This window comes from Cupriavidus necator (genome assembly GCF_013141915.1).
Taxonomy (GTDB): Bacteria; Pseudomonadota; Gammaproteobacteria; order Burkholderiales; family Burkholderiaceae; genus Cupriavidus; species Cupriavidus necator_B.
In genome coordinates, this window is record NZ_SROX01000001.1 from 523,321 (window position 1) to 537,436 (window position 14,116).

13 protein-coding genes and 1 riboswitch are annotated in these 14,116 nt (G+C 67.4%); of the genes, 7 read left to right on the forward strand and 6 right to left on the reverse strand.

The features are described from left to right. The first annotated feature begins 40 nt into the window (after window positions 1-40). Window positions 41-685, forward strand: a complete 645-nt coding sequence (locus E5S69_RS02390; protein ID WP_171513407.1) for a bifunctional 4-hydroxy-2-oxoglutarate aldolase/2-dehydro-3-deoxy-phosphogluconate aldolase — start codon at window positions 41-43, stop codon at window positions 683-685. Window positions 686-769: 84 nt separating this feature from the next. On the opposite strand, the gene E5S69_RS32125 is transcribed toward E5S69_RS02390, so the two are convergent. The 3 genes from E5S69_RS32125 to E5S69_RS02405 all read right to left on the reverse strand — a co-directional run bounded on the left by E5S69_RS32125 (window position 770) and on the right by E5S69_RS02405 (window position 3,980). Next, entirely contained in the window at window positions 770-901 is a 132-nt protein-coding gene (locus E5S69_RS32125) for an entericidin A/B family lipoprotein (RefSeq protein ID WP_010814145.1), read from the reverse strand. A gap of 144 nt (window positions 902-1,045) precedes the next feature. Then, window positions 1,046-2,362, reverse strand: a complete 1,317-nt coding sequence (locus E5S69_RS02400; protein WP_171513408.1) for an EAL domain-containing protein — start codon at window positions 2,360-2,362, stop codon at window positions 1,046-1,048. Between the two features lie 304 nt (window positions 2,363-2,666). Continuing rightward, window positions 2,667-3,980, reverse strand: a complete 1,314-nt coding sequence (locus tag E5S69_RS02405) for a hemolysin family protein (protein WP_171513409.1) — start codon at window positions 3,978-3,980, stop codon at window positions 2,667-2,669. A 192-nt stretch (window positions 3,981-4,172) separates the two neighbouring features. Here E5S69_RS02405 and E5S69_RS02410 point away from each other — a divergent pair, with 192 nt between their 5' ends. Beyond that, window positions 4,173-5,066 carry a helix-turn-helix domain-containing protein gene (locus E5S69_RS02410; RefSeq protein ID WP_171513410.1) on the forward strand — a complete coding sequence of 298 codons (894 nt, stop codon included), beginning with the start codon at window positions 4,173-4,175 and terminating at the stop codon, window positions 5,064-5,066. On the opposite strand, the gene E5S69_RS02415 is transcribed toward E5S69_RS02410, so the two are convergent. Then, window positions 5,041-5,565 (reverse strand): acyloxyacyl hydrolase, encoded by a 525-nt coding sequence (locus E5S69_RS02415; RefSeq protein WP_171513411.1) that lies wholly within the window; start codon window positions 5,563-5,565, stop codon window positions 5,041-5,043. The genes E5S69_RS02410 and E5S69_RS02415 overlap by 26 nt on opposite strands. Before the next feature lie 351 nt (window positions 5,566-5,916). Next, a riboswitch (FMN riboswitch) is annotated at window positions 5,917-6,075 on the forward strand. 169 nt (window positions 6,076-6,244) lie between these two features. Between E5S69_RS02415 and ribB the strand changes: the two genes are divergently transcribed. Then, window positions 6,245-6,952: a 3,4-dihydroxy-2-butanone-4-phosphate synthase gene (gene ribB / locus E5S69_RS02420; protein WP_171513412.1), complete on the forward strand. Its 708-nt coding sequence runs from the start codon at window positions 6,245-6,247 to the stop codon at window positions 6,950-6,952. A gap of 103 nt (window positions 6,953-7,055) precedes the next feature. Continuing rightward, on the forward strand, window positions 7,056-7,634 hold the full coding sequence (locus tag E5S69_RS02425) for a surface-adhesin E family protein (protein ID WP_171513413.1): 579 nt from the start codon (window positions 7,056-7,058) through the stop codon (window positions 7,632-7,634). 36 nt (window positions 7,635-7,670) lie between these two features. On the opposite strand, the gene E5S69_RS02430 is transcribed toward E5S69_RS02425, so the two are convergent. Then, a complete protein-coding gene (locus tag E5S69_RS02430) occupies window positions 7,671-8,090 on the reverse strand; it encodes an RT0821/Lpp0805 family surface protein (protein ID WP_171513414.1) in 420 nt (139 codons plus the stop codon). 202 nt (window positions 8,091-8,292) lie between these two features. Here E5S69_RS02430 and E5S69_RS02435 point away from each other — a divergent pair, with 202 nt between their 5' ends. The 3 genes from E5S69_RS02435 (at window position 8,293) to mdoH (ending at window position 13,228) form a co-directional block, all read left to right on the forward strand. Then, window positions 8,293-8,664, forward strand: a complete 372-nt coding sequence (locus tag E5S69_RS02435; RefSeq protein WP_171513415.1) for a hypothetical protein — start codon at window positions 8,293-8,295, stop codon at window positions 8,662-8,664. A 368-nt stretch (window positions 8,665-9,032) separates the two neighbouring features. Beyond that, window positions 9,033-10,628, forward strand: coding sequence for a glucan biosynthesis protein G (locus E5S69_RS02440; protein ID WP_171513416.1), 1,596 nt, complete (start codon window positions 9,033-9,035; stop codon window positions 10,626-10,628). Continuing rightward, a complete protein-coding gene (mdoH, locus tag E5S69_RS02445) occupies window positions 10,601-13,228 on the forward strand; it encodes a glucans biosynthesis glucosyltransferase MdoH (protein ID WP_171513417.1) in 2,628 nt (875 codons plus the stop codon). The genes E5S69_RS02440 and mdoH overlap by 28 nt, the downstream gene beginning before the upstream one ends. Before the next feature lie 65 nt (window positions 13,229-13,293). Here mdoH and E5S69_RS02450 read toward each other — a convergent pair whose 3' ends face one another. Next, on the reverse strand, window positions 13,294-13,881 hold the full coding sequence (locus E5S69_RS02450; protein ID WP_171513418.1) for a hypothetical protein: 588 nt from the start codon (window positions 13,879-13,881) through the stop codon (window positions 13,294-13,296). Window positions 13,882-14,116 lie beyond the last annotated feature (235 nt).

A 14,116-nucleotide genomic window follows, 5' to 3' on the forward strand; every position in this document is an offset into this window, starting at 1 on the left:
AGCCTGATGTTTCCCTGAACCCACCCACCGCGAGATCGCCATGTCAAACCAGACCTCCCCGCTGCTTCAACGCCTTGCCGATGTGCCAGTGATCCCGGTGCTGGAATTCCACTCGGTCGACGAGGCCTTGCACGTCAGCGAGGCGCTGGTGAGCGGCGGCTTGCCACTGCTGGAAATCACGCTGCGCACCCCGGTGGCGCTGGAAGCAATCCGGGCCGTCGCGGCGGCGCTGCCCCAGGCGTGCGTAGGCGCCGGCACGGTGCTGAACGTCGAACAACTGCACGCCGTGCGTGACGCGGGCGCCCAGTTCGCGGTCTCGCCCGGCCTGACGCCGGCGCTGGCCGAGGGCGCGCAAGGCGCGGGGATCTCGCTGTTGCCGGGTGTTGCCACCGCCAGCGAGGCCATGGCGGCACTGGAAGCGGGCTTTACTTTCCTGAAGTTTTTCCCGGCGCAGGCCGCAGGCGGGGTGCCGATGCTGAAGTCGCTGGGTGGACCGCTGCCGCAGCTGCGCTTCTGCCCGACCGGCGGCATCGATGCCGCGCTGGCGCCGTCCTACCTGGCGCTGCCCAATGTGGTGTGCGTAGGCGGGTCGTGGGTGGTTCCAAAGGATGCCGTCGCCGGCGGCGACTGGGGGCGCATCCGCACGCTGGCCGAACAGGCCAGGGCACTGCGCGACAAGCACTGAGCCCCGCGCGGTAGCCAGCGCGCGACAAAGCAAAACGGCACGCCCTCGGGCGTGCCGTTTTGCTGCGATGCAGCCCTGGCCGGCTTACTTGTGGCGGTCTGCCGAGCTTTCCAGCTTCTGGCCGCCGCGCTGAATGTCCTGGCCGAGCCCCGCCATCGTGTTGCAACCCGCCAACAGAGTGGCAAACAAAACGCACCAGATCCAACCTTTCTTCACGCCGGGCTCCTTTTTTGAGGGTTCTGAATCAAGCAATTCATCAAGTTTGAGATTGCCGCAGATTTTACCGCCGCTGTGCGCGGTGTTGATAGCAGGTATGTCGCAATTTGTAAATCATGCAACCGCGCAGCAGGCGTCCGCCGGTCAGACTGGCGGCGCCAGCACTGCCTGGGCGCGCTGCTGGATCGCCGCATGGGTCTGCAGCAGCCATACGGCAGGGAACGGTTGCGCCAGCAGGTAGCCCTGTACGCTTTGGCAGCCCCAGGTACGCACCGCGTCCAGCTGCTGGCGGGTTTCGATGCCCTTGGCGCAGACCGAGGCGCCGGCGCGCCGCGCGGCGCGGCAGGCGTTGCGCAGGCTGTCCGCATGGTAGCGTTGCTCGCGCGCGTGGCCCAGGCCCCTCGCATCCAGCGTAACGGCGTCCGGATGCAGCGCCGCCAGGGCCTCACGGCAGGCCGGGCTGTCGTCGAAATCTCCTAGCGCCAGTTGCAGCCCGCGCCGGCGCAGGGCGGCAAAGCGGTCGATAAGGTCGGCGTCGGTCGGCACCGTGCTGGCCGGTAGTTCGATGCACAGGTGCGCCGGTGCGATGCCGCCTGCATCGAGCGCCTGCGCCAGGGCTTCGACCATTTGCGGGCGATGCAGTTGCGCGCTCGAAGCCAGCAGGGTGAACTGAAGCGGGGCGATGGTCTCGGCGGCACGCACCAGCGGCAGCACGCTTTCCAGCAGCCAGTTGCCGATGCGGCCGACCAGTCCTAGCGCTTCGACGCCGGGCAGGAAATCCTGCGGCGCCACGCTGCCGAGCACGGGATGCTGCCAGCGCAGCCGCACCGTATAGCCGCTGACGGCGGCGCCGGCAAGGTCGGCGCGCGGCTGCAGTTGCAGGCTCATCTCGCCGCGCTCGAGCGCGGCGGGCAGCGCCGCCAGCAACGGGGCCGCGGGCGGGGACACCAGCTTGTCGGCGCGCGCGAGGCCAGCGCCGCCCTGGCGGTTGACCCGCAGCATGGCGTCGAACGCCTGCTGGAGGCTGCGCTCGGCCGGGATGTCGGCGTGGTCGTTGGCCACGCCGATGCTGCAGGACAGATGCAGCTCGAAGCCCTCCAGGGCGAACGGCCGGGACAGGTCGTCGGCCACGCGGCTGGCAACGTGGCCAGGATCCGGCACGCCAGTGGGCAGCGCGGTGATCACCACCAGATCGGCAGGCCCAGTCCAGTGCATGAAGGCGCCTGGCGGCAGCAGACAGGCGATGCGGGCTTGCACGATGCCGCGCAGCCTGGCAGAGCGGTCCGGCCCGAGGGTTGCACAGGCGCTGGCAAAGCGGTCCAGGCGGGTCGCCAGGATAGCCGCCGGCTGCCCGGCCCGGGCGCGGCGCGCGGTCAGCGCGCACACCAGCGCGGACGGTTGCATCGCGCCGCTGCCGCCCGCGGCAACGCCCTCGACGATGTCGTCGGCATCAGGATTCATGCATGGTCTTGCGGGCCGCCGGACAATGGCTGCGGCGCACGCGTCTCCCCGTGTCTGAAATGGTTCTTCGGCAGGCCGCCGGCACGATGCCGTCGCAGTCGTTGCCCCTCGTGCAGCCATGCGTGCCGCGGCCGGATGCGGGCCGCGCAGCCAGATCATAAGCGAAGGGAATGGATGGGGCGTTGCAGATTGCGCCAAAGTGATTCTGTCGCAACTGCCCTTGATGTGGATCACCATGCGGCGCCATTCAAAAGGAAGAGGTTGTTGGCGCTGCGGAGAGGCCGGCGCTGCCAGCCTCCGGTACTCAGCCGGTGGTCTCTTCCTCCGGTCCGGCCTGCGGGGGCAGGCGCTCGGCCAGCACCTTGTCGATGCGCTTGCCGTCCATGTCGACGATCTCGAAGCGCCAATCGCCCCATTGCACCGTGTCGGCAATCTGGGGCAGGCGCCCCAGCAGCAACAGCAGCATGCCGGACAGCGTGTGGTAGCGCTCCTTTTCTTCCTCTGGGACCTGGCGCAGGCCGATGCGGTCTTTCAGCTCGGGGATCGGGATCAGCCCATCGAGCAGCCACGAGCCGTCCTCGCGCTGTACCGCCCATTGCTCGCCCGCCGCCTCGGCCTTGAATTCGCCAGTGATGGCTTCGATCAGGTCGCGCAGCGTCACCAGGCCCAGCACCTCGCCGTATTCGTCGATGACAAAGGCGATCTGCCCGCCCGAGGCGCGGAAGTTTTCCAGCAGTTCCATGCCGGTCACGCTTTCCGGCACGAACACCGCGGGCTGCACCGCGGCCTGCAGGTCGGCTTCTTCGCCGCGCAGCCGGCGCGCCAGCAACTGGCGCGCGCTGACCACGCCGATGATGTCGTGCATGCCACCGCGCACCACCGGAAAGCGCGAGTGATCGGATTCTTCGATGCGGCGCAGGTTTTCGTCCAGCGTGGCGTCCACGTCCAGGTAGACCACGTCGCCGCGGGGCACCATCAGCGATGCCAGCTGGCGGTCATCGAGCCGGAACACGTTGCGCACCATGGTGTGCTCATGCTGTTCGATCACGCCGGCTTCGGAGCCTTCCACCAGCAGCGCATGGATTTCTTCCTCGGTCACGCCGGGGCCGCGGTCGACCTTGGTGCCGAGCAGGCGCAGCACCAGCCGCGTGGAGCTCGACAGCAGCTTGACGAACGGGGTCGACGCCACCGCCAGCCAGCCGATCGGGCGCGCCACCAGCCGCGCGATCGCCTCGGGCGCCATCTGGCCCAGGCGCTTCGGCACCAGTTCGCCCAAGACGATGGAAAAATAGGTCAACCCTGCCACCACGATCGCGGTGGCCACATAGCCGGCGGTGGTTACCGAGATACCGAAACCCTGCAGCCACAGACCCAGCGGTTGCGCCAGCGTCGATTCGCCGACCACGCCGTTGAGCACGCCGATCGAGGTGATGCCGATCTGCACGGTCGAGAGGAAGCGGGTGGGGTCCTCGCCCAGCTTGGCCGCCGCAATGGCGCCGCGGTCGCCGTTCTCGATCTGGCGTTGCAGCCGTGCCTTGCGGGCCGTAACGAGTGCGATCTCGGACATCGCAAACAGGCCATTCAGCAGGATCAGCGCCAGTAATATGGCAATTTCCATCAGGGTGCGCGCCCTCTGCGCGCCGGGTGTCTGAAAAGATCAAGCATACCATTCGCCTGTTACACAACGTCGCCACTGTGATGCGCCCGACGCAAAGGGAACGCTTTCCAAGCCATGGATCGAGGCCCTGGATCGTTTCGATTACCCGCCAGGTATTCGCCGCCAGGCTGCGGCCATGCTGTAATAGCCAGCATGGAAACGCTGACCCCCGCCTCCGAGGCCACTCTCGACTTCCCCGGACTGCTGCGCTACTGGCGCGGCAAGCGCGGCTACAGCCAGCTGGCGCTGTCGCTGGCCGCCGGGGTGTCGCAGCGCCACATCTCCTTCCTTGAGTCCGGGCGCGCCCGTCCCAGCCGCGAGATGGTGCTGGCGCTGGCCGAGCGCCTGGGCGTGCCGCTGCGCCAGCGCAACCGGCTGCTGCTCGCCAGCGGCTTTGCCCCTGCGTACAGCGAACACACGCTGACCGCGCCGCCGCTGCAAATGGTGCAGCAGGCGATCGCACTGATCCTGGCCAAGCAGGAGCCGTACCCGGCCGTGGTGCTGGACCGCTTCTGGAACCTGGTCGACGCCAATCCCGCCTACCGTCGCATGTTCGACACGTTGCTGGGTGGCCGCGCGCCGGCATCGCTTGCCGACGATCCGCACCGGATCAACCTGATGCTGACCGTGTTCGATCCCGACGGCCTGTGGCCCGTCATCGAGAATGCGCGCCAGGTTGGCCGTTACCTGTTGCGCCGCGTATGGCAGGAGCTGCAGGTGCAGGCGCACGACCAGACCGCGCGCGCGCTGTTCGCACGCATTGCCCACTGGCATCCGGACATGGTCGGGCCCGGCGGCGTGCTGCTGCCCGAGGATGACGGCAGCGATGGGCCGCCGCCGCCGCTGCTGCCCGTGGTGCTGCATGCGGGCGGGTTCCGTGCGTCGTTGTTCTCGACGCTGACCACGCTTGGCATTCCGCAGGACGTCACGCTGCAGGAGCTGCGCATCGAATGCTTCTTCCCGGCCGACGACGCCACGCGCATGGTGTTTGAAACACGGGGCGCGTCGCACGATCGCGCAGTCAGAAGCGGTAGCGCAGGTAAATGACGTGGAAGGTGGTGCCAGGATTGGGCTCCTTGATGCCGCCATTGGACAGGTGCTGGATGCGGTAGCCCGCGGTAAAGTTGCGGTCCTTGCCGACCATCACGCCAAGTCCGGCGTATTCCGAGAACTGGAACGCGGTGGAGATGACGTGGTCATCCGAGGTTCGCGTTCCGGTCAGCAGCCGCGGGCCCACCGATAGCTCAAGGAACGGCACCCACGTGTGCCGCCACCATCCGATCCGCACCACCGGCGACGCGCCAAACTCCCACAAATCGTTCGGATTGTTGTTGCTGTCGCTGAGCCAGCGCGCAACGTTGACTTCCCACTGCAGGTCCACCTGCCAGCCCTGCGGGTTGCCCCACGCCAGGCCCGAATCCCACAGCATGGCGATCTCTGCCTTTTGCACATGATGGCTGTCGTCGAAGCCATAGCCGAGCTGGACGGCAGGCGCCGCGCGTGCGGCTGCGCTCAGGCACCCGGCCAGCGCAAGCAGCGCCGCCATGGCGGCGCGGCGCGGCTGCCGCCAGCGCCCCGCGGGTGAGGTTGTCAGGAACGGGATGCAACGCGCATGGCTGTCTTGTCTGGCTTCTTGGTCTGGTCGGCGCATGGGAAGCACGCTGAAAAGAGGCTGCATTGTGGTCAGGCAGGCCGCGGGAAAACTGTCGCTTGCAGCCCCAGGCGCTGCCTCCTTACCCTATTTGTAGTACACCGCAAGGCACGTTGCCGAGAACGTGGCCGGCACCGCGGCGCGGGCCGCACCAGGATACGAGCTTCGCGCGGGGCCCACAGTGACCAGGGACAATCGTGCTAACATGCGCGGGCCGGTGCCGGCCGCTTGGCCGGCCCGGTTACGTTACGTCTTCAGGGCGGGGTGAAAGTCCCCACCGGCGGTATGCCGCGACGCGCAGCGCGTGTCCGGCGAGCCCGCGAGCGCTCGCATTCCCGTGCGAGGTCAGCAGACCTGGTGAGAGGCCAGGGCCGACGGTCATAGTCCGGATGAAAGAAGATGAACGGAGCTTGCCCGCGTGGCCTGGTGCTTGCCTGGCGCTGCGGTTTGCCGAGCCTTGCGCGCGCGCAGGGCGCGGCGGTTCGTGCGCGTGCCGACAGTGCAGCGCGCGCGCCTTGCGGTTCCGTTGACCCTTCCCCTGGAACGCCCATTGATGCTGAACCAGGAGCGTTTCATGTCTAGCTTTTCCACCGAAGCCATTGCCCCCGCGGTGTCCGCGGATGCCACCGCCCGTGGCACGCCCGATAGCATCGCGCACGCCGATCCGCGCGCATTGGAGTTGCGCATCGAGCAGGCCCTCGAGGCTATGCGCGCGGGCCGGCCCGTGGTGCTGCTCGATGACGACGACCGCGAGAACGAGGCCGACCTGATCCTTGCCGCCGAGCGCCTGACCCACGCCAACATGGCCATGATGATCCGCGAATGCAGCGGCATCGTATGCCTGTGCCTGCCAACGGACAAGGTGCGGCGCCTGGGCCTGCGGCCGATGGTCGAGCACAACCGCAGCCAGTACGGCACCGCCTTCACCGTGTCGATCGAGGCCCGCGAGGGCGTCAGTACCGGAGTCAGCGCGGCCGACCGGGTCACCACCATTCGCGCGGCGATTGCCGAGGGCGCGGGCGCCGATGCCGTGGTCAGCCCGGGCCATGTGTTCCCGCTGGTGGCGCGCGACGGCGGCGTGCTCGAGCGCCGCGGCCATACCGAAGGTTCAGTCGACCTGGCCCGCATGGCAGGACTGTCGCCCGCCGCGGTGCTGTGCGAGCTGATGAACCCGGATGGCACCATGGCACGGCGCGTGGAAGCGCTGGCCTTTGCCGAGATGTATCAGTTGCCGGTGCTGACCATCGAGGATCTGGTCACCTGGCGGCGCCTGCACGGCTGAAGGCGGCCCGGATGCATGGATCAAGGCGTCCCGGCACGCCGCAATGCATGCATCCTGTGCGACAATGCGGATCGCTTTTTCCCGTCTATATGAGGGTAATTCCATGATGTTCCGCATTTTTCGGCATGCAGCCGCACTGGCTGGCTGCGTGTTCGGCCTGGCCCTGACGCAGGCGCACGCCGATGACGGCACCGTGCCGACCGCCGACGCGGCGCCGGTCACCGCTGCCCGCCCGGCCGCTGCCGCTGGCCTCTACGAGTGCCGGGCCCCCGGTACCGTGTTCCGCTCGACACCCCGGGAAGGTTGCCGCCTGGTGGCAGCACCGGACCCCGGCGCTCCCGATCCGCAACGCTGGCTGCCGCTGATGGGCGCCAATGGCGTGATTTCGTATTTCGATCAATCGGCAGTGCGCCGCCAGGGCACACAGGTTGGCGTGGTGGTGATGCGCAACTCGCCGTCCGGTGTGATCCGCACCGCCAGCGGCGAGCCGATCCGCTCTTCGCTCAGGCGCATGGTGCTGAACTGCGCCACATCGATGTTCGCCGTGGTCGAGCAGACGCTCTACAGCAAGCGCTTTGCGCGCGGCGACTCGCTCTATACCATCCGCGCGCCACAGTACACCTTCCAGGTGGCCGGCCCCGGCACCATCGCCGGGGAATTGCTGCGCAAGCTCTGCCGCTGAGCTGGCGCCGCCCGGCACAGCCTGCTGCGGGCCAGCTTATTCGCCCACGTGGCGCGACTTCCATTGCCCGTTGGACTGCTTGCAGAACCAGCCGCTCCAGTGTTCTTCGGCACTGCCGCGCTTGAGATCTGACTTCAGGCGCCGGCAAGGCTGGCCCTTGTCGGTCTTGCTCTCGACCGGGGTAATGGTGCCGTCGATCTGCTGGCGCCTTGCCGCGGCCGGATAGGTCCATGCCACAGACTGGCCATCGGCCGTATCGTTCAGCGCCGTGCGCACTGACTTGGCCAGCGATGCGCCTTCCTTCTCGTTGAGCGTGCCGATGATGGTGCCGCTCAGGTAGTTGTCGAAATACGCCTGCGCCGGAGCGGCGCCGAACAGCAGCGCGGCTCCCAGCGCGCCTGCGAATGCGGCACGCAGGGCGAGGCTGGCGTTGGGGATGGTTTGCCGAGGCAGCATGACGGTTCCTTGTGGCTTCATGGTGGCGTTCGAGTGGCATTGTAAGCGCAATGCGGGGCGGTGGACGATGATTGCCGGCGCGGCACGCCAACCGCGGCAACCTGGCTGCGGTTGACACCTGCCTGACCCTGACCTAGCGTTGATCTCTGCCCCATCGTGCCGCCTGCGCGACGGGCGCCCCATTCCTGCAAAAGGAGATCCCATGACGCTGCGCTATCTCACTATCGGCCTGGCCGCCGCCTGCGCCTTTGGCACGCTGCACGCCCAGACCGCGGGCAAGGCCGACCAGTTCAATCCGTACACCGACGGCGCCAGGCAGGACAAATTCAATACCTACACCGACGGTGCGAAGCAGGACAAGTTCAGCCCGTACAGCGACGGCGCAAAAAGCGATAACGTGACCTCGCTGAACCCGGGTGCCCGGCCTGATCAGATGGAGCCGATCCAGGGCGGGGCGCAGAAGTCTTTTGACTCGTTCAGCCAGGGCGGCATGAACAGCGGCAAGTTCGATCCCTATTCCGAAGGCGCCAAGAGCGGCAAGTTTGATCCCTACAGCGAAGGCGCCAAAAAGTAACAGTGTATTAACTGGGCCGGGCGCTCGCCGGGCCGGCCCGGCGAGCGGGCGCGAGCGCCTGCGCGCACTGCGCTCGCCGAAGCCTGGGGCCAATGTGACCTCATCGTCCGGCAAGCCAGGCGTGGTGCGGCTTTCGGGCTACCTCACCAACATTTTGTTGCAAACCTTGCGTGATCGAAACGTGACTTTTGCGTCTCGAATTGCTATGGTTTATTGCGCATCGCAACAAACCGGACACGGTGCCCCGCGGGCAACTTGCCCCGCGTCAGGGCCTCGCCGCTCGGCGCCCGGCTCATCTCTTGCCGTGTCCTTCTTCGTACAGGTCGCCGATGCCGGCCGCTCCGATTCAACCGCTCACCCGGGCATACATGTCACAGATCGCCACGCCACGAATTGCCGAACCGTTTACCTTGCCCGCGGGGCCGGGTGCCCGTCGCCGCGCCGCGCGGGCCGGTGCACGGATCGCGGGCTGGTTCGGCGTGGGGGCCCTGGGGCTGTTTGCGATGGCGGCCCATGCGTTCGACTTCGACACCGTCGCGGCGCGTGCGCGCCAGCTGGCGGCGTCGCCTTACAAGGCGCCCGCGCAGAACCTGCCGCGCGAGTTGCGCGAGCTGACTTACGAGCGCTACCGCGAGATCGAATACAAGCCAGAGCGCTTCGCCTGGCGCGGCACGCGTTCGCCGTTCGAGCTGTCGTTCTTCCACGAGGGCATGGTGTTCGACCAGCCCGTGCGCATCCATGAAGTGGTGGGTAACAGCGTGCGTGAATTCCGCTTCGACCCTGCCGCGTTCAACTACGGCCCGCACAAGGTCGATGCCGCCAAGCTGAAGGGCCTGGGCTACGCCGGGTTCCGCATCCTGTATCCGCTGAACCAGGGCAAGCGCAAGGACGAGCTGGCGTCGTTTCTCGGCGCCAGCTACTTCCGCGCCCTCGGCAAGGACCAGTGGTACGGGCTGTCGGCACGCGGCCTGGCGGTGGATACCGCGCTCAACTCGGGCGAGGAGTTCCCGCGCTTCGTTGAATACTGGATCGAGCGCCCGGGCGCCAATGCCAAGGACATCACCATCTATGCGCTGATGGATTCGCGCCGCATGAGCGGGGCGTACCGTTTCACCATCAAGCCCGGCGCAGAGACCGCGATGGAGGTCAAGTCGCGCCTCTACCTGCGCGAGAACGTGACCAAGCTTGGCCTCGCGCCGCTGACCAGCATGTACCTGTACGGCGAGAACCAGCCGTCGCCCGCGCAGGATTTCCGGCCGGAGGTGCATGACTCGGATGGCCTGTCGATCCACCTCGGCACCGGGGAATGGGTCTGGCGTCCGCTGGTCAATCCCAAGCGGCTGCTGGTGACTTCGTTCGCCGCGACCAATCCGCAGGGGTTCGGGCTGATGCAGCGCGATCGCAGCTTCAACAGTTACCAGGAAATCGGCGCATGGTACGAGCGCCGGCCAAGCGGCTGGGTGCAGCCGCGCGGCAACTGGGGCTCGGGCCGGGTGGAGCTGGTGCAGATTCCGACGCCGGACGAGACCAATGACAACATCGTCGCGTACTGGGTGCCAGACAACCCGCCCAAGCCGAAGCAGGCCTTCGATTACGAGTACCGCCTGCTGTGGCAGAAGGACGGCGAACAAGAGCCGCCGCTGTCGTGGGTGACGCAGACCCGCCTGGGCCAGGGCCAGACCCGCAGCAAGGAGGACATGAGCTTTTCGCTGGTGGTGGACTTCGAAGGCCCGGCCTTCCGCAGGCTGCCCGCAGACGTGCGCATCGACCCGGTGGTTTCGGCCGATGCCAACGGCGAACTGCTGAAGACGTCGGTGCAGCGCAATGACGCCACCGGCGGCTGGCGCATGACCATGTTGATGCGTCGCAAGGATGAAACCAAGCCGGTAGAGTTGCGCGGCTATCTTCGCAACGGCAATACAACCCTGTCCGAGACGTGGAGCTACATCTTACCCCCCGCCTAAAGCAGCGACCGGCCCAGGCGGCGGCATGCGAGCGCTATCTCGACCGCCTGCCCGTATCGCCTGAAGCGCGCAGCGAATTGCTGGCCGATAGCCCGAGCATGGCCGCCGGCGCGGCGACACCTGCCACGCCGCTGGCTTCGGTGACGCCGGTGATCCCGGTCACGGCTGATGGCCGCGACGCGCAGGAGGCCATCACGCGCCTGCAGTCACGCCTGGCCGGCAAGGACACGCCGCCGGCGCACGGCAGCAGCGCCTACGCCTCGGTGGGCCGCCGCTTCGCCATGGCTTACGGCAATCCTCAGGTTGGCGGCGCGCCGCTGCTGCGGCGGCGCCAGGACGGCACCGTGAAGGCCGACACCGGCCCGGCGCCCGAACGCAGCTCGATGGTGCCGCGCCAGTGGCCGCCGCATATCGTTACCGGCTGGCTGCGCAACACGTGGCGCCGCATGCTGGGCCGCCCGCCCGTGCCCGAGACGTGGGACACCTTGCACGACGGGCCCGACGCCGAAGGCAAATGGCATCCCGCGGGCTCGCACCGCCGCTGGGTGCTGCTGGGCCTGGTTGCGCTCCAGACCGTGCTGGCGACGTACTTCATGACCAACGTGCTGCCGTACCACGGCACGGATCCGCTCGAGATCGCCATCCTGGTGCTGTTCGCCATCCTGTTCTCGTGGGTGTCGGCCGGCTTCTGGACGGCGATGATGGGCTTCCTGGTGCTGGCCAAGGGCGGCGACAAGCATTTGATCTCGCGCTCGGCGGTGCCGGATCGGCCCGACGCGCCGATAGCGCCCGAGGCCCGCACCGCGATCATCATGCCGATCTGCAATGAAGACGTGACGCGCGTCTTCGCGGGCTTGCGCGCCACCTATGAGTCGCTGGCGCGCACGCCGCACCTGTCCAACTTCGACTTCATCGTGCTGTCGGACAGCGGCAATCCGGACCTGCGCACCGCCGAGCACGATGCCTGGATGGAACTGTGCCGCGCCGTCGGCGGCTTCGGCCGCATCTTTTACCGCTGGCGCCGCCACCGCGTGAAGCGCAAGACCGGCAACGTGGCCGATTTCTGCCGCCGCTGGGGCAGCAAGTACCGCTACATGGTGGTGCTCGACGCCGACAGCGTAATGAGCGGCGACTGCCTGGCCACGCTGGTGCGGCTGATGGAAGCCAACCCCGGCGCCGGCATCATCCAGACCGCGCCGCTGGCAGTGGGCCGCGAAACGCTTTATGCGCGCGTGCAGCAGTTCGCCACGCGGGTGTACGGCCCGCTGTTCACCGCCGGGCTGCACTACTGGCAACTGGGCGAGTCGCATTACTGGGGCCACAACGCCATCATCCGCGTCAGGCCGTTCATCGAACACTGCGCGCTCGCGCCGCTGCCAGGCCGCGGCCCGCTGTCCGGCGAAATCCTGTCGCACGACTTTGTCGAGGCCGCGCTGATGCGCCGCGCCGGCTGGGGCGTGTGGATTGCCTACGACCTCGAGGGCTCGTATGAAGAGCTGCCGCCGAACCTGCTGGACGAGGTCAAGCGCGACCGCCGCTGGTGCCAGGGCAATCTGATGAATTTCCGGCTGTGGCTCAAGCAAGGCTTCCACGTCGTGCACCGCGCGGTGTTCCTGACCGGGATCATGGCGTATCTGTCGGCCCCGCTGTGGCTGCTGTTCCTGCTGCTGTCCACGGCGATGCTGGCCAAGCACGCGCTGGTGCCGCCGGAATACTTTACGCAGCAATACCAGCTGTTCCCGACCTGGCCCGAATGGCATCCGGAAAAGGCACTGGCGCTGTTCTCGGCGACGGCCACGCTGCTGTTCCTGCCCAAGCTCGCCAGCGTGGCGCTGCTGATGAAGCAGGCGCGGCGCTACGGCGGCGCGGTGCAGCTCTTTGCCAGCATGCTGATCGAGGTGCTGTTGTCCGCGCTGCTTGCGCCTACGCGCATGCTGTTCCATACCAAGTTCGTGATCGCGGCGTACAGCGGCTGGGGCATTTCCTGGAAATCGCCGCCGCGCGAAGATGCCGAGACCACCTGGGGCGAAGCCTTCCGCCGCCACGGCTGGCATACCGCGCTGGGGCTGGCGTGGGGCGGGCTGGTGTATTGGCTGAACCCGTCCTATGTGCTGTGGCTGCTGCCGATCGTCGGGTCGCTGGCGCTGTCGATCCCGCTTTCGGTAATGCTGTCGCGGGTGTCGCTGGGCCGCGCTTCGCGTAATGTGGGGCTGTTCATGATCCCGGAGGAAACGCTGGTGCCGCGCGAGATCGTGGAAACGCAGCAGCATGTCGAAAACGCCGCCGAAACGCCGAATTTTGTCGATGCCGTGGTAGACCCGGTCACCAACGCACTGATGTGCGCGACCGCCACGCCGCGCGTGGTACAGCCCGAATCGGCACGCAAGCGCCATGAGGCCCTGGTCGAGCATGCGCTGACGCACGGGCCGCGCGCGCTCACGCCGGCGCAGAAGCATGTGTTGCTCGGCAATCCGTTCGCACTGGCGCGCCTGCATGAACTGGTGTGGGGCTCGCCGCTGGCCGACGCCGGCTGGAAGGACACGCGCATGCTGGTACGGCGCGCCGCCAACGTGGTGCCGCTGCGACCGCGCGCCGCATAAGCCGGTTGCACAAGGCAAAAAAACGGCCCGCGCGAGCGGGCCGTTTTGCTTGCGGCGGTCGCCTGTCAGCGCAGCGCTGCGCTGCAGATCGGGCCGTTGATATAGACGTCGCCGATGCGGCGCTCACCACGGTCCTTGCGGGTCATGTAGCGGAACAACATGCTGACGCCCAGCTTGGTCAGGATCTCGACATCGCGGTTCGCACAGATATTGCGCTGCAGTGGCGCGGCGTAATTCACCTCGAAGCTGGCCAGGTCCAGCATCGGCCCACGGTAGTTGGTCAGTTCCAGCTGGAACAATACGTGTTTGCCCGGAACCGACTGGCAGCGGCGCAGGCGGGTCTCGCCATCGATCTCGATCGGCAGGGCGTCGTTGAGCTGTCGGCAGGCGCGCGCCAGCACGTTGTCGGGGCGGGTGGCGTTGCGCAGCAGTTCGGGCACGCCGGCGGCGCCGGTGTTCTGGCCGGTGGCCGCGCCCTTGAGCATGCGGGCCACCGGGTCGGCTTCATCAGCCGCGGGAACCAGCATCGGGGCGCTGGCATTGCGCAACTGCGCCGGCGCTGCCTTGGCCGTCAGGGGCAGCGGCAGCAGCAGCACGGCCGCGAGTGCGGCGATGCCTGGCGAAGCGGAAAGCGGCGTGTGTCGTATTCTCATGCAGGCTAATGTTGCGGGGACCTGTACTTGCCGTCCCTCTCTGCGAGGCCGACGGCGAGTCTTACGCCGACAGGCTGGCATTGTACCCTCGACCCCGTGGCGCATGAAAGTCGCGTCCCGCAAGCGCCTTCGCGCTGCGGCGTGGCAGAGGCCATGAACGCCAGGGCCTGACGCCACTATTCACCAATCCTGCCGGGTTTGCCAGCTTTGCCGGACCCGCCTTCGGCGGGGCAAC